Genomic DNA, 13,889 nt, shown 5'->3' on the forward strand with positions numbered 1-13,889 from the left:
GCGAGCGCGCACCTTACCCGATGCGCGCCCGCCTGCCGAGGGGGAAGTGCCCGGCTCAGCCCGCCGCGGTCGCCTGGGCCTGGCCCTGGGCCGGGCTCGACGAGCGCTCCAGGCCGATGAAGCGCATCACCCGCTCGCCGCATTCGCCGTTGCGGATGGCCGCGGGCGCCGCGTCCACCTGCACCTGGCCGTGCTCCATGAACACCACGCGGTCGGAGATCGACAGGGCGAAGTCCATCTCGTGGGTGACGATGACCATGGTCATGCCCTCCTTCGCCAGGTCGCGGATGACGTTGAGCACGTCGCCCACCAGCTCCGGGTCGAGCGCCGAGGTGGGTTCGTCGAACAGCATGATGTCCGGCTCCATGGCCAGCGCGCGGGCGATGGCCACGCGCTGCTGCTGGCCGCCGGAGAGCTGGTGCGGGTACTTGTGCGCGTGGGCCAGCAGGCCGACCTTGTCGAGCAGCGCCAGGGCCCGCTGCTCGCAGACCTCGGGGCCGTCCAGGCCATGGAAGCGCGGCGCCAGGGTGACGTTGTCGAGGATGGTCCGGTGCGGGAACAGGTTGAAGCCCTGGAACACCATGCCGATGTGCCGCACGCCGCGGCGCAGGCGCGCCGGGTCCGGCTGGCCGGCCTTGATGTAGGACTCGCCGAACAGCACGACCTCGCCGCCGTCGATGCCTTCCAGGCCGTTGACCGTGCGGATCAGCGAGGTCTTGCCGGAGCCCGAGGGGCCGATGATCGACACCACCTCGCCGCTGGCCACCTGGAGGAACACGCCCTTGAGCACCGGGTGGGCACCGTAGCTCTTGCGGATGTCGCGCAGGTGCAGCGCCGGCGGCATGCCCGGCGCGGGTGCCTCGCGGCGCGCGGCGGCCGGCTGCGCCAGGCTGGCGCGCAGTCGCCCGACGGCGGCCTCGCCCAGGGTTTCCGGCTTGCGCGCGTTGAGGTCCAGGCGGTGCTCCAGGTACTGCAGCAGCCAGCCGAACAGGGTGACGATCAGCACGTAGTAGATGGCCACCGCCGAGAGGGTTTCCATCACCAGGAAGTTCTGCGCGTAGAGCTTCTGCCCGACCATCAGCAGCTCGGTGAGGGAGATCACCGAGACCAGCGAGGTCAGCTTGACCACCGTGACGTATTCGTTGATCAGCGTCGGCAGGGCGATGCGGAAGGCCTGGGGAATCACGATCAGGCGCTGGATGCCGAGGGCGCCGACGGCCAGCGCGCGACCGGCCTCTTTCTGCCCCTTGCTCACCGAAAGCAGGCCGCCGCGGTGGATCTCGGCCATGTACGCGGCCTCGGTCAGTACCAGGGCCAGCAGCCCGGAAATGAACGGGTTGGACAGCAGCGCCCCAGTGCTGGGGAACAGTTGCGGCAGGTTGTAGACGAACACCACCAGCACCAGCAGCGGCACGCTGCGGAAGAACCAGATGTACAGCCCCGCCGGCACCCGCAGCCAGCGCGATTCGGCGAGCTTGGCGCTGGCCAGGAGAAAGCCCAGGAGCATGCCGATCAGCCAGGCCAGGGCGCTCAGCTCGACCACCGTGACGCAGGCCTTCCAGAAATCCGGGAGGGAGAACAGGGAAAAGAAATAGGACCAGTCGAACTGCATGGGCACCTCGGCGGACGGGCCCGGCGCCGGGCCCGTCTCTCATCTTGCGTTGAAACGGATTACTCGGCCGCGGCTTCTTCCAGGGCGTACTTCTGCAGGATGGCGGCGAACTCGCCGCTGTCCCTGGTCTTCTGGAAGGCGACCTTGAGCGCGTCGTACAGCGCCTGGTTGCCCTTCTTCACGTACATGCCCAGGGTCTGCTTGTAGATCAGCTCCTTGGAAGTGACCACCACGCGGCCCTTGGAGCGCTCGGCGATCATGTGCGCGGCGCCGGAAATCTCCACCTGGGCCTGCACGTGCCGGGACAGCAGGGCCTGGGTCACTTCCGGGGCGGACGGGTATTCGCTCACCGTGATGGCGCCCTTGCCGTTGGGTTCGCAGTAGCTCTTCGACAGCTCGGCGAACTTGGCCACCCAGGTAGTGCCCTGCTCCAGGCCGACCTTCAGGCCGCAGAGGTCCTCGGGCTTCTCCGGCTTCAGCTCGCTGCCGGCCGGCACCATGATCGCCGCGCCGGTCTGCGCGTAGGGGATGGCCATGGCCTGGGCGGTGCGCTCGGGGGTGATGTACATGCCGGAGATCACCGCGTCGAAGTGCCCGGCGTTGAGCCCGAGGATCAGCCCGGAGAACTTGGTGTTCAGGTAGCTGGGCTCCAGGTCCATGTGCCGGGCCAGGGCCGCGGCCAGCTCGGGGTCGGAACCCACCACCTTGTCGCCGTCGTAGGACTCGAACGGCGGGTAGGTGATTTCCATGCCGATCTTCAGTTGGCCGGGCGTGGCGGTGACGGCGGCGCAGGCACCGTGCACGGTGCCCAGCAGGGCCGCGCCGAGCGCGCCGGCGGCCAGGAGGGTGCGGGTGGTTTTCATCGTGATTGCTCCAGGGTCGAGTGGGAATGCGCAGTTCAGGAAGGCTGCGTCTGCTTTTTCAGGTGGCCGAAGCTGGACGGCTTGCGCGCCCGCTCCGGCAGTTTCAGCTCGCCGTCGGCCACCTTGCGGCGCAGGTAGCTGTAGGTCTGCAATGCCTGGCTCCACATGTGCTCGCCGATGGCGATGGTTTCGTAGCCCTGGCCGCCGTCGTCGAACTGCGGCAGCGGGCGGATCTGCGTGTGGTAGTCGCAGGCGTAGAACAGCGGGAAGGAGTAGCGCTCCTCGCGCACCGTGCGCACGCGATGGGCGGTGGCGACGAAGGCGCCGTTGCTCATCACCTCCAGCATGTCGCCGATGTTCACCACGAAAGCGCCCGGCACCGGCGGCGCGTCGATCCACTGGCCGTCCTCGTTCATCACTTCCAGGCCCGGCTCGGTGGCGTGGAGGATGGTGAAGCACTCGTAGTCGGTGTGCGCGCCTATGCCCGGGGCGTCCTGGGCCTGCCCGTCGAACGGGTAGTGGATCAGCCGCAGCTTGGACGGCGGGCGGCTCACCAGCGGGTCGAAGTAGCCCTCCTCCAGGCCCAGGGCCAGGGCGAAGCCGTCGAACAGCTTGCGGCCGAGGGCGAACACCGCCTGGTAGTAGGCGCTGACCCGCGCCTGGAAGCCGGGCACCTCGGGCCAGCGGTTGGGCCCCAGTAGCGGCGTGCCGGCCAGCACCAGCGGGTCGTCGGCAGGCACTTCGAAACCGACGTCGAAGGCTTCCTTGTGGTCCGGCTTGCCCTTGGAATAGACCTCCTCGCCTTCCGGGACGAAGCCCTTGTGGCTTTCCGAGGCGCCGATGTAGTGGCGCATCTTGGCTTCCAGCGGCTGGGCGAAGTAGTCCCGCGCGGCGGCCTGCAGGCCCTCGATGAGCTCCGGGTCCAGGCCGTGGTTGCGGATGTACAGGAAGCCCACCTCGCGGGCCGCCTTGCCCAGTTCGGCGGCCACCGCCCGGCGGTCCTCCAGCCTGGCGCTGAACAGCCCGGCGATGTCGACGACGGGGATGGATTGGAAGGCCTTGCTTGCATGCTCCTGCATGGGTCGTGCTCCGGCTCAGGATTCGAGGAAGGTCTGGAAATGGCGGCGTTCTTCCGTGGCCATCCAGCGGTTGAGGTCCCACAGGTCGGCGATCGGCGCCCCGGTGAAGGGAAGCCGATGCAAATAGCCGTCCGGGCCGAACTCCGGGGTCAGGGTGGTCACCTGCAGGCCGCGCGCCTGCTGGGCGCGCCACACGGCTTCCCAGTGGCGCTGGTGGAAGGCCAGCGCGGCGGCGTATTCCGGCGCGCCCGGGTGCGGCACCTGCGGGCCCTGGTCGTAGCCGACGCGTGCCTGGATGTGGTGCACGCGCTCGACGAAGGGGCCGAGGTCATCGGCCGCGTCGTCCAGCAGGCGCTCGCAGACCACCACCCAGTGGCTGATGTCGCTGGTGAAGCGCAGCCCGGGCACCTGGCGGATCAGCTCCAGGGTCACCCAGGGGCTGTACAGCGAGCGGGCCCGGTGGATTTCGAAGCAGCAGGTCAGCGCCTGGCCGGCGGCCAGTTCCAGGGCGCGGCCGAAGAAGTCCACCTGCGCCGCCAGCGGCCAGCGGTCGTTGCCGCCGAGCACGTTGACGAAACGCGGCGCCAGCTCCGCGGCCAGGCCCAGCTTGCGCTGCAGGTCGTCGAGGTGGACCTGCGGCGTGGCCGCCTGGTCGGGCAGCACGTCGTGGGCGGTGAACAGGGTGCAGATGTAGGGCACGCCCTCCTCCGCCAGCAGCCGCGCGTAGTCGGCGCGCACGGCGGGGTCGAGCGGCAGGCGCGCCTCCAGGCCGTCGAAACCGGCCTCGCGCAGTTCGGCGATGGCCTGCGGCCAACCATGGGCGTAGCCCCACAGGGTGCGGAAGATATCGAGTCGCATGGACGAACTCCGGGCAGGATGAGCCGCGCCGTCGGGCACGGCGAAAGGCGAGCCGCGTCTTAGCGCGACAGGACGGAATTCAGGGGTATGGAGACGGTTGCCGGTCCAGGGAGTGGCGGCGAAGCGGGGAAGCGGGAAAAGCGCGCAAGCATGGACACGGTGGTATTCCTCTGACAGACCGGCAGCATTGACGGGCTGGTGCCCGCCGATTGTTGTTGTGCGCCTGGCCTGGGGCCGGGCGTGCTTGGGCAGTAAGGAACAGCGCGGCGCGCGGATGTTGTGGGGGCTCCGCTGCGCCGGCGCCAGGGCTGGCCTGGCGTCGGTGCAGTTGTCGCAGGTAGGGGGCGGGGGAAAAATAGCGGCGGGCAAATAATCAGTTCAGAGATTCGTGAACTATCGGAGGGGCGGGTTCGCGAACAGGCTGCTCCTGTAAGAACGGCTAACCCCTTTTCTGGTGCGGGAAGGTTGCCAGGACGCTCAAAAGTGCGATCCGCTCACGCTGGCGAGGCATGAATAAAGGGTTACAAATTTCTCTTGCATCCTATCCATGCGAGCTAGAGGGGAAGCGCGCAAGAAGTTGCGCACTTTAGCTTTGTTACTTTCGCACTCCCTATATTTGCGCACGAAAGTGCGCTCGCCCCACAGGAAGGATGTGTCGTGAATTACACCGTAGAGGAAGCACAACGCCTGGTTTCCGAGTCCATGGCGAAGCTCGCCGCACGGCCCGTGAAGGCCACCTATGACCTTGCCACGCTGGGAGCCCGTACCCGTTTGGGCGGTGAAGTCGCTACGGCCAGCACCAGCGTGAAAATCCATGGCTACCCGATTGCCTGCGTGGGCGACCTGGTGCGCTATCCGGACAACAGCGAAAGCAGGATCGTCTCCGGTGCCGGTGCGGCGCTCTCTCACAACGGCCAACCGATGGCCATCGTGGGTAGCGCCACCGACAACGGCGACACCATCGTCAGCAGCTTGCAAAGCTCCGGGCAGATTCGCGAATACGCCGACGATAACGGCATCCCCGGCCTGCTTCAGCCGGACTACCAGGCTGTAAAGCCCGACTAGCCGACAGCGTTTCACCCTCCATCTCTGGCTATTGCAAGGAATCGCACATGAGTGGGAAACCCGCAGCCCGCGTCACCGATCCAACGGCCTGTCCACTACCAGGCCACGGCACCAACCCCATCGTCAGCGGCTCGCCTGACGTTATCTTCGACGGCCTGTCCGCGGCGCGACAAGGCGATGTCACCGCCTGCGGCAGCCCGATCGTCTCCGGCGTTTCATCGAGCGTGTTCATCAATGGCCAGCCCGCCGCCACACTGGGCAGCCTGGGTGCGCACGGCAACGTCATCATCGGAGGCTCGGGCACCGTCATCATCGGCGATACGTTCACCCCCGCGCCGGTTACTCCCGTGGCGCCGTTCCCTGGCAGCACCGCGCCGTACTCCGGGCGCTTTCAGCTGATCGACCAGGAAACGGGCAAGCCCGTCGCCGGCCGCAGGGTCAAGCTCTGGTCCAGCGCCGGCTGGTCCGCCATCGACACCACGGATGCCGAAGGCATGACGTCATGGGTCAGGCACGAGACGGCGGAAAACATCTACATCGACCTGCTGCCAGGGGGCGAAGCATGAGCGATCAGCCCAGCCTCGCCCAGGGCGGCATGAGCCCGGAAGGCCAGAACAATCCGCTGAACATCCTGGAACCCAAACTCGCCCCGCAGGACAAGAAGGTATTGTGCTCGGCGATCTGCTATTGCAGCAGCACGCCCAACGTCAGCCAGGATGGCAAGAACCTCAAGCAGGCCTGCGTGGCCCAGCGCCTGGGCGAGTTGGACGAAATCCTGCAAGGCCGTAGCCCGTACAAGCCCGAGGTCAGTTACGACATGACCAAGAACCCGCCGCAGCCGATTCTCGACAGTCAGACCGGCAACAGTCCGCATGGCTGGATTCCCGGCTGGATCAGTAAATACTGGGACGAAGACCCGGAGCATCCGCCGTTCAAGCCAGGCCGAGGCATGATTCGTCGGCCTGACGTGGTGATCGTCCAAGACCCGACCAAGCCGCCGTCCCAGGACAATATCAAGCAGGTGGTCGAGATGAAGTTTCCACCGGATCCGCACAACGAAACCCAGGTACTTGCCTACGAGAAGATCGCTGGAGATGAGCGCAAGGTCGTTGAGATGAAGTCCACTGACTGCGACTGTGGCCAGGAAAATCAGCAGTCCAAGGTTCCGGTGGAGCAACTGGGGTGGGCCGCAGCTATCGCCAGTGGCGTGATGCTTATCCTGACCCGCGGCCGCTCTCCTCGACCAATGATTCCAGCCTACTGATTCGGAGAAACATCTTATGGAACCAGAATTCAACCTGGCTGATGAATTGGCCAAGCAGCCGCATCTGCTGGAGGTGCCCGGCAACCTGCTAATGAAGGGTGGCCCCGAGGATTATATCGGCGCCGTGCTCTGCCTGCGGGGCACGCTCTACTTCAAGGAGGCCCATACCCCTTTGGTGCGCGAGGCGCTGTGTCAGTGCTTTGACGAGTTCAAGCGTTTGGCCGAGCCCCATCTCACCTGGCTCTGGCGCGAGGAACCGCCAGAGGGCAAGCCGCTGACTGCGTACAGTGATGCAAAGCCATTGCGTGTGATGCTGGCGGGTATGGATGAGGACTATCCACTGAGCTTCTACTACATCAGCGGTAAGCAACCTAACGATGCTAGCTCTTGGCTTTTCAAGATTTTTGGAAGATCAGCTTGGGAGGCAAGAATAGGAGATGACCTGAGTGTGTTGGAGTTTTCCGTACCACTGCTGTACCAGGAGCAGAACCCTCTGAACTTCCTACGCCTGTTCCTCGACTTCGCACGTCGACTGATTCCGGAGCAGGGCTATGCAGGACATGCCTTCAACCTTTCGGTAACGAGCCGGGACGACAACGAGCCGACCGAAGCCTTTATGGCTGCGCGTATGCCAGGTTTGGATGTGGGAACGGCTGGTTTGCTGGCTAACCGCCCGAAGTTCAAACACGTCAAGATCAAGACCGTCAGTTGGCTGACCTTGCTCGATCAGCAGCGCCTGGACCTGGCCGGAGGCCTGGAGGCTTTGCGTTCGCGATTACCACCCAGTCATTTCGCTTTCTACGACTACGATGGCGGCGTAGTGATCCAGGCCGGTGCCTACCCCTATCTCGGCGGTGATGCCGAAGACCCAAAACCCGCCACCTACGTGCTGCTCAATCACCTGATCAAAGGCATCCGCTACGAAACCGTGGGTTCGCTGCACGGCGGCTCCCATGATGGCGAGTTGCGCCTGGTCGGCTGGTCCGCCGATCAATGGCTCAAGCGCCTGGATGTCGAGGACAGCGAGATACCCGCCTGGCGTGCCAAGTTGCTGGCCAACGAACCCGCTCTGAGCGCGGCCAACACCTTGCCGGAGCGTCTATGAACGAGCGGCAGCGTTTGGCGGATCAACTGCTTGAGTGCCTTGCAAGGCAAGGTGAGAGCATGCAGGCAAAGTACGTAGAGCCGCCGCCGGTGCCCGGCAATCTGCTGATGAAAGGCGGCCCCGAGGACTATATCGGCGCCGTGCTCTGCCTGCGCGGCACGCTCTACTTCAAGGAGGCCCATACCCCTCTGGTACGCGAAGCGCTGTGTCAGTGTTTCGACGAGTTCAGGCGCTGCGCCGAGCCACACTTGACTTGGCTATGGCGTGAAGAGCCTCCGCAAGGAAAGCCACTGACGGCCTACGGTGATGCAAAGTCATTGCGTGAAATGCTGGCCAGCATGGATGAGGATGACCTACTCAGCTTTTGCTACACCAACGGGGCAAAACCTAATGACGCTAGCCCCTGGTTCTTCGATATTTATGGCCCGCGGGCCTGGCAAGCCAACATGGGTGACTCAGTTGGGACACTAGACTTTTCTGTTCCCTTACTCTTTCAAGAACAGAACCCACTGAGTTTCCTCCGCCTATTTCTAGACTTCGCACGTCGATTGGCTCCCGAGCAAGGTTATGCCGGGCATGCCTACAACCTGTCGCCGACCAGCCGGGATGATAACGAGCCCACCGAGGCATTTATGGCTGCGCGCATGCCGGGATTGGATGTGGGGACCGCCGGCCTATTGGCCAATATCCCTGAGTTCAAACATCCTAAGATCAAGACCGTCAGTTGGCTGACCGTGCTCGATCAGCAGCGACTGAACTTGGTTGGCGGGCTGGATACCCTGCGCGACCGACTGCCGTCCAGCCATTTCGCCTTCTACGACTACGGTGCTGGCGTGGTAATCCAGGCTGGTGCCTATCCGTCAGGGGGCGACGGCGACGACCCGAAGCCGGCCGCCTACGTGCTGCTCAATCACCTGCTCAAAGGTATCCGCTACGAAACCGTGGGTTCGCTGCACGGCGGTTCGCACGACGGCGAACTACGCCTGATCGGCTGGTCCGCCGATCAGTGGCTCAAGCGCCTGGATGTCGAGGACAGCGAGATACCGGTCTGGCGCGCCAAGTTGCTGGCCAACGAACCCGCTCTGAGCGCGGCCAACACCCTGGAAGAGCGCCTATAGCCCGGGATGGAGCCTGAAGTCCGGGGAAGACGCACTTAGCTTCCCGGCCAGTCCAAGTGCAGGAAATCGCCGCCCGACTACGCAATCAGCCCATCCCCTGCTCGTACACCGCCAGGTGCACGAAGGCCGCCTGCAGCAGCGGCAGGTCCAACCCGGCCGCCTGGCCGCGGCCGAGCAGGTCGCCGATGATCTGCTCGGCTTCCACCGGGCGGCCGCCGACCAGGTCGCGGTACATCGACGAGGTCTGCGGCGAGCCGTGCAGGGTCAGCTGCCGGCGCGCCTCGGCGAGGAAGGCTTCGCGCGGCTCCAGGCCCACCGCGCGGACCACCGCCACCACCTCGTCCAGCAAGCGGTTGACGAAGGCCTCGCCCTGGGGCGCGGCGGCCACCGAGCCGACGTTGCCGCGCATCAGGCAGGTGATGCCGCCCAGGGCGGCCAGCAGCACCCACTTCTCCCACATCTCGCGGTGGATGTCGGGGCTCAGCCGGGCGTCGAAGCCGGCGTCCTGCAGCAGCGCGTCCAGGCGCAGGATGCGCTCGCTGCGGGCGCCGTCCATTTCGCCGTAGGAGAGTTCGTTGAGGGTGCCGTACTGGACGATGCGGCCGCGCTCGTCCAGGGTGCTGGCGATCTTGCACACGCCGCCCAGCAGCGGCCCGCGGCCGAAGTGATCGACGATGGCGTCGACCTGGTGCATGCCGTTGAGCACCGGCAGGATCATCGTGCCCGGCCCCACCGCCGGGGCGATGTCGCGCAGCGCCGCCTCCAGGGCGTAGGCCTTCACCGTCAGCAGGATGAGGTCGTAGGGCCCGTCCAGGTGCCCGGCGCCGACCAGTTGCGGCGTCAGCACGAAATCGCCGTGGGGGCTGAGCACCTGCAGGCCTTCCTGCTGCAACTGGTGCGCCCGCCCGGCGCGCACCAGGAAGGTCACGTCGCGCCCGGCCCGGGCCAGGCTCGCGCCGAAGAACCCACCCGTGGAACCCGCCCCGACCACCAGAATGCGCATGGCCCACCCTCCTCGGCTGCCCGGCACGATGGCGCCGGCTCATTGCCTGTATATAGACGCAGTGCCGGGAAAATGCATGGCCTAGCCCGCCCGCCGGCGGTACAGGCTGCGCGCCAGGGCGTCGAGGGCGAAGCCCAGGGCGCCGATCAGCAGGACCATGGCCATCAGTTCCGAGTAGGCCAGGCGGTCGCGGGTGTCGAGGATGTAGTAGCCCAGCCCGGCGCTGACGCCGAGCATCTCGCAGGGCACCAGGACGATCCAGAGGATACCGATGGCCAGGCGCACGCCGGTCAGCACGTGGCCGAGCACGCCGGGCAGGATCACCTTGCGCAGCGTCTCCCAGGGCGTGGCGCTGAGGCTGCGGGAGAGCTGCAGCCAGCGCGGGTCGAGCTGGCGCACGCCGGCGGCGGTGTTGAGCAGGATCGGCCAGACCGCGGCGAAGGCCAGCAGGAAGTAGATCGGCTGGTCGCCCACGCCCATCAGCATCACCGCGATGGGCATCCACGACAGCGGCGAGATCATCCGCAGGAACTGGAAGGCCGGCGTGGTGGCCGCCTCCAAATTGCGCGAGGCGCCCACCAGCAGGCCCAGGGGCACGCCCACCGCCAGCGCCAGGAGCAGGCCGAGCAGCACGCGCCTGAGGCTCACCAGCACGTGCTGGTACAGCTCCGCGCGGCCCAGCAGCTCGCCCAGGCTGGCCAGGGTGGCCTGGGGCGAGAACAGCTGCCCCAGGCCGTCGCCGCCGAACAGGCGCACGCTGCTCCACCACAGGCCGAGCAGCGCCAGCAGCCCAGCCAGGCCCAGCAGCCAGTGGCGACGGCCGGAGAGTGCCGGCGCCGTCACGTGGTGATCTCCTCGCTGCGCGCGAAGCCCTCGGGCAGGCCGAAGGCGCCGAGGCCGCCGACCTGGGCCAGGGCGTTGCGCACGAAGCGGTCGTCCACCAGGTCCTGCGCGGTGTGCGCCGGGTCCAGCGCGGCGAGGAAGCCCTTGTCGCCCTGGATCAGGGTGTCCTTCAGGCGCCTGACCAGTTCCTCGGTGTAGCTGGGGAACGGGTACGGCTGGAAGTCGATGCGCTCCTCGTGCCAGTCGGCATGGCGGATGGCGCCGTCGGCCAGGTACTTCTCGCGCTCGCCGGGCGCCGGTGCCAGCACCCTGCCGAGCACTTCCGGCGCGTGCGGGGTGTAGCGGTTGGCGCCGTCCTTGGACAGCAGCTTCGCCGCCTCGGCGCGGTTGTCGCGGGTCCACAGCTGGGCCTTGACGATGGCGTTGACCACCTTCTGCGACCACTCCGGGCGGCCGTTCAGGTCGTGCTCGTGCATGAACACCACGCAGCAGGCGTGGTTGCGCCAGACGTCGCCGGTGAAGCGCTGGATGCGCCCGACCTTGAGGTTCTCCGCCAGGGCGTTGAACGGCTCGGCGACTATGTAGCCGGCGATGCGCCCGCTGGCCAGGGCCGGCGGCATGTCCGAGGGCGGCAGCACCACCAGGTTGACCTCGTTGGCAGCCAGTGCCGCGTCGGCCGGCTTGCTCACCGCCGCCAGGCCGTTGTCGCGCAGCAACTGCTGCAGCACCACGTTGTGGATCGAGTACCAGAACGGGATGGCCAGGGTGCGCCCGCCCAGCTGCTTCACCTCGGTCACGTCCGGCGCCACGGTCAGGCCGGAGCCGCCGACGTGGTTCCAGGCCACCACCTTGGCCGGCACCTTGCTGCCGTAGCGGGCCCAGACGGTCATCGGCGACAGCAGGTGGATGACGTTGACCTGCCCGGAAATGAACGCCTCGATCACCTGCGCCCAGCTGCGCAGCAGCACTGGGCGCTCGGCCTTGATGCCCTCGGCCTCGAACAGGCCGTTGGCGTGGGCCACCAGCAGCGGCGTGGCGTCGGTGATCGGCAGGTAGCCGATGCGCACCGGGGCGTCCGGCTCGCTGGCGGCGCGAGCGCGCAGGCTGGTCAGCAGCGGCAGCGCGCCGGCTGCGGTGAGCAGCGCGCCGAGTTTGAGAATGTCACGTCGAGAATGAGTGGGATCGTCCAGGCACATGGGCAGCCTCCGGCGCAGGGTGGGAATTCGCGTGGGATCGGCTCGCCCGCCGTAGGGTTTTGAGGATCTCGACCCGCAGCGCGCCCAGTTCCTCGACCAGCTCCGCGCGGGGTTGCGGCAGGTCGATGCGCCATTCGCCCAACGTCCGCGCCGGGGTGTCGCCCAGTAGCAGGATGCGTTCGGAGAGCAGCAGGGCCTCGTCGATGTCGTGGGTGATGAGCACGGCGGCGGTGCGCCGTTCGTGGATCACCTGCAGCAGCAGTTGCTGCATGTCGGCGCGGGTCACTTCGTCCAGCGCGCCGAAGGGTTCGTCCAGCAGCAGCACCTGCGGCTGGCGCGCCAGGCAGCGGGCCAGCGCGGCGCGCTGGGCCATGCCGCCGGAAAGCTGCGCCGGCAGGTAGCCGCGCGCCTGTTGCAGGCCGACCGCGGCGATCGCCTGGTCGACGCGCTGGTGCAGCGTGGCCTTGTCCAGCTTCGGCTGGCGGGCGAAGTCCAGGCCGAATGCGACGTTCTTCTCCAGGCTCAGCCAGGGCAGCAGGCTCGGGTCCTGGAAGGCCACGGCGACGCGCGGGTGCGGGCCGTCGATGGCCTCGCCGAGCAGGCGCACGCTGCCCGCCGCCGGCTTCTGCAACCCGGCCAGCACGCGCAGCAGGCTGGACTTGCCGACGCCGCTGGGGCCGAGGATGGACACCACCTCCCCCGGCGCCAGGCTCAGTTCGAAGCCTTCCAGCACGCTGCGCCAGCCCTTGCCCTCGGGGTAGCCCAGGGCGACGCCGGCGGCCTGCAGCAGCACCTCGCTCATGCCCGCGCCTCCTGGCGCTGCAGCTCGGCGCGCAGTTGCACCAGGCTGGGCGTGACGATGGGCACGAAGGCCGACTCGCGCCAGCGCCGGGCGAAGGCCGCGCCGTGCCGGCTGAGGTAGGCCTTGCCGCCGCTGGCCTGCAGCTCCAGCTGCACCGCCGCGGCGGCGCCTTCGGCCAGGCCGATGCGGATGCGGAACAGCCGCGCCGGTTCGGCGCTGAACTCGCCGCTGGAAAGCCCCGCGCGCAGGCGCTCGACCAGGCCGTCCAGTTCGCCGCGCAGGCGTTCCTCTTCCTCGCGCAGCACCGAGCGGCTGCCGCCCAGGTGCTCGCGCACCGCTTCCAGGGCCCGGCGCGCGAGGCCGATGGTCATGGCGCACTGCAGGCCGAGGAAGGCCGGGCGCACCTGCGGCAGGTAGCGCCGGGCGTCGTCGTGCAGCAACCACTCGCGGGGCAGCGCCACGCCGTCGAAGTCCAGGGCGGCGGTGTTGCTCGACTGCAGGCCGAGCAGTTGCAGGTCGTCGGAGCGTTCCAGGCCGGCGCTGGCCGAAGGAATGGCCGCCACCAGCGGCGCCGCGCCCTCGCGCTCGATGGCCGCGGCCACCACGAAGTGGCCCTTGCGCAGGTTGGTCACCCAGGGCAGGCGGCCGTCCAGGGTCCAGCCGTCGCCGGCCGGGGTGGCCCGCACCTGCAGGCTCTCGATGCCGGAGAGGAACTTCATGGCGTTGGACAACCCGGTGGCGCCGGCCAGGCGGCCGTCCAGCAGCTCGCCGAGCAGGCGCTCGCCCAGCGCCTGGTTGGGGCTCTGCAGCAGGTATTCGATGAAGGCGCGCTGGCCCCAGAAGACGAAGGCGGCGGTCAGCGAATGGCCGGCCACCGCGGCGATGGCCTCCACCGCGTCGAGCAGGCTGCCGCCGGCGCCGCCGCGCGCCTCGGGCACGCCGATGCCGAACAGCCCGGCGCTGGCCAGTTGCGGCAGCACCGACTGCGGGTCGGCATGGCCGAGGTCGAGGGCCTCGGCCTGGGCGTCGAGCCAGTGGCTCAGGGTCGGATCGAGCATGGTCGCTCTCCTTTTGGCGGGCA

The 13,889-nt window shown here is 67.5% G+C and carries 14 protein-coding genes; 5 read left to right on the forward strand and 9 right to left on the reverse strand.

Going from position 1 to position 13,889, the window contains the following annotated elements:
- Window positions 1-55: 55 nt before the first annotated feature.
- Genes ACTWJ5_RS17130 through ACTWJ5_RS17145 form a run of 4 tightly spaced genes read right to left on the reverse strand, consistent with a single transcriptional unit; the run spans window position 56 to window position 4,412 of the window.
- Window positions 56-1,612: an amino acid ABC transporter permease/ATP-binding protein gene (locus tag ACTWJ5_RS17130; protein WP_444436170.1), complete on the reverse strand. Its 1,557-nt coding sequence runs from the start codon at window positions 1,610-1,612 to the stop codon at window positions 56-58.
- Window positions 1,613-1,671: 59 nt separating this feature from the next.
- On the reverse strand, window positions 1,672-2,475 hold the full coding sequence (locus tag ACTWJ5_RS17135) for an ABC transporter substrate-binding protein (protein ID WP_083426741.1): 804 nt from the start codon (window positions 2,473-2,475) through the stop codon (window positions 1,672-1,674).
- Between the two features lie 35 nt (window positions 2,476-2,510).
- Window positions 2,511-3,554, reverse strand: coding sequence for an isopenicillin N synthase family dioxygenase (locus ACTWJ5_RS17140; RefSeq protein WP_074979173.1), 1,044 nt, complete (start codon window positions 3,552-3,554; stop codon window positions 2,511-2,513).
- Window positions 3,555-3,569: 15 nt separating this feature from the next.
- Window positions 3,570-4,412 carry a sugar phosphate isomerase/epimerase family protein gene (locus ACTWJ5_RS17145; protein WP_074979176.1) on the reverse strand — a complete coding sequence of 281 codons (843 nt, stop codon included), beginning with the start codon at window positions 4,410-4,412 and terminating at the stop codon, window positions 3,570-3,572.
- 702 nt (window positions 4,413-5,114) lie between these two features.
- Here ACTWJ5_RS17145 and ACTWJ5_RS17150 point away from each other — a divergent pair.
- From ACTWJ5_RS17150 to ACTWJ5_RS17170, 5 genes are read left to right on the forward strand one after another with little or no spacing between them, the layout of a single operon-like run.
- Complete coding sequence (locus ACTWJ5_RS17150) at window positions 5,115-5,477, forward strand: PAAR domain-containing protein (RefSeq protein WP_370311606.1); 363 nt, start codon at window positions 5,115-5,117, stop codon at window positions 5,475-5,477.
- 47 nt (window positions 5,478-5,524) lie between these two features.
- Window positions 5,525-6,043, forward strand: coding sequence for a PAAR domain-containing protein (locus ACTWJ5_RS17155; protein ID WP_256511337.1), 519 nt, complete (start codon window positions 5,525-5,527; stop codon window positions 6,041-6,043).
- Window positions 6,040-6,741, forward strand: a complete 702-nt coding sequence (locus tag ACTWJ5_RS17160; protein WP_253409348.1) for a VRR-NUC domain-containing protein — start codon at window positions 6,040-6,042, stop codon at window positions 6,739-6,741. The genes ACTWJ5_RS17155 and ACTWJ5_RS17160 overlap by 4 nt, the downstream gene beginning before the upstream one ends.
- 16 nt (window positions 6,742-6,757) lie before the next feature.
- Window positions 6,758-7,846 (forward strand): DUF3396 domain-containing protein, encoded by a 1,089-nt coding sequence (locus tag ACTWJ5_RS17165; protein WP_444436171.1) that lies wholly within the window; start codon window positions 6,758-6,760, stop codon window positions 7,844-7,846.
- Window positions 7,847-7,905: 59 nt separating this feature from the next.
- The gene (locus tag ACTWJ5_RS17170) at window positions 7,906-8,964 is read left to right on the forward strand and encodes a DUF3396 domain-containing protein (RefSeq protein ID WP_444439612.1); all 1,059 of its coding nucleotides are present in this window, start codon (window positions 7,906-7,908) and stop codon (window positions 8,962-8,964) included.
- A gap of 85 nt (window positions 8,965-9,049) precedes the next feature.
- On the opposite strand, the gene ACTWJ5_RS17175 is transcribed toward ACTWJ5_RS17170, so the two are convergent.
- From ACTWJ5_RS17175 to ACTWJ5_RS17195, 5 genes are all read right to left on the reverse strand, one after another.
- Window positions 9,050-9,967 carry a ketopantoate reductase family protein gene (locus ACTWJ5_RS17175; RefSeq protein ID WP_444436172.1) on the reverse strand — a complete coding sequence of 306 codons (918 nt, stop codon included), beginning with the start codon at window positions 9,965-9,967 and terminating at the stop codon, window positions 9,050-9,052.
- Between the two features lie 81 nt (window positions 9,968-10,048).
- Window positions 10,049-10,810: an ABC transporter permease gene (locus ACTWJ5_RS17180; RefSeq protein ID WP_436278234.1), complete on the reverse strand. Its 762-nt coding sequence runs from the start codon at window positions 10,808-10,810 to the stop codon at window positions 10,049-10,051.
- Window positions 10,807-12,006, reverse strand: a complete 1,200-nt coding sequence (locus tag ACTWJ5_RS17185; RefSeq protein ID WP_444436173.1) for an ABC transporter substrate-binding protein — start codon at window positions 12,004-12,006, stop codon at window positions 10,807-10,809. The genes ACTWJ5_RS17180 and ACTWJ5_RS17185 overlap by 4 nt, the downstream gene beginning before the upstream one ends.
- Window positions 11,972-12,808: an ABC transporter ATP-binding protein gene (locus ACTWJ5_RS17190; protein WP_061561722.1), complete on the reverse strand. Its 837-nt coding sequence runs from the start codon at window positions 12,806-12,808 to the stop codon at window positions 11,972-11,974. The genes ACTWJ5_RS17185 and ACTWJ5_RS17190 overlap by 35 nt, the downstream gene beginning before the upstream one ends.
- The gene (locus ACTWJ5_RS17195) at window positions 12,805-13,866 is read right to left on the reverse strand and encodes an acyl-CoA dehydrogenase family protein (RefSeq protein WP_444436174.1); all 1,062 of its coding nucleotides are present in this window, start codon (window positions 13,864-13,866) and stop codon (window positions 12,805-12,807) included. Before ACTWJ5_RS17195 ends, ACTWJ5_RS17190 begins: the two co-directional genes overlap by 4 nt.
- Window positions 13,867-13,889 lie beyond the last annotated feature (23 nt).

The organism is Pseudomonas sp. A6, assembly GCF_052367875.1.
Lineage (GTDB): Bacteria > Pseudomonadota > Gammaproteobacteria > Pseudomonadales > Pseudomonadaceae > Pseudomonas > Pseudomonas citronellolis.

What these genes read in the sequence shown, in the direction of transcription:
- ACTWJ5_RS17130 (WP_444436170.1), bottom strand. Translation starts at nt 1,612, where the DNA reads ATGCAGTTCGACTGGTCCTATTTCTTTTCCCTGTTCTCCCTCCCGGAT.
- ACTWJ5_RS17135 (WP_083426741.1), bottom strand. Translation starts at nt 2,475, where the DNA reads ATGAAAACCACCCGCACCCTCCTGGCCGCCGGCGCGCTCGGCGCGGCC.
- ACTWJ5_RS17140 (WP_074979173.1), bottom strand. Translation starts at nt 3,554, where the DNA reads ATGCAGGAGCATGCAAGCAAGGCCTTCCAATCCATCCCCGTCGTCGAC.
- ACTWJ5_RS17145 (WP_074979176.1), bottom strand. Translation starts at nt 4,412, where the DNA reads ATGCGACTCGATATCTTCCGCACCCTGTGGGGCTACGCCCATGGTTGG.
- ACTWJ5_RS17150 (WP_370311606.1), top strand. Translation starts at nt 5,115, where the DNA reads ATGGCGAAGCTCGCCGCACGGCCCGTGAAGGCCACCTATGACCTTGCC.
- ACTWJ5_RS17155 (WP_256511337.1), top strand. Translation starts at nt 5,525, where the DNA reads ATGAGTGGGAAACCCGCAGCCCGCGTCACCGATCCAACGGCCTGTCCA.
- ACTWJ5_RS17160 (WP_253409348.1), top strand. Translation starts at nt 6,040, where the DNA reads ATGAGCGATCAGCCCAGCCTCGCCCAGGGCGGCATGAGCCCGGAAGGC.
- ACTWJ5_RS17165 (WP_444436171.1), top strand. Translation starts at nt 6,758, where the DNA reads ATGGAACCAGAATTCAACCTGGCTGATGAATTGGCCAAGCAGCCGCAT.
- ACTWJ5_RS17170 (WP_444439612.1), top strand. Translation starts at nt 7,906, where the DNA reads ATGCAGGCAAAGTACGTAGAGCCGCCGCCGGTGCCCGGCAATCTGCTG.
- ACTWJ5_RS17175 (WP_444436172.1), bottom strand. Translation starts at nt 9,967, where the DNA reads ATGCGCATTCTGGTGGTCGGGGCGGGTTCCACGGGTGGGTTCTTCGGC.
- ACTWJ5_RS17185 (WP_444436173.1), bottom strand. Translation starts at nt 12,006, where the DNA reads ATGTGCCTGGACGATCCCACTCATTCTCGACGTGACATTCTCAAACTC.
- ACTWJ5_RS17190 (WP_061561722.1), bottom strand. Translation starts at nt 12,808, where the DNA reads ATGAGCGAGGTGCTGCTGCAGGCCGCCGGCGTCGCCCTGGGCTACCCC.
- ACTWJ5_RS17195 (WP_444436174.1), bottom strand. Translation starts at nt 13,866, where the DNA reads ATGCTCGATCCGACCCTGAGCCACTGGCTCGACGCCCAGGCCGAGGCC.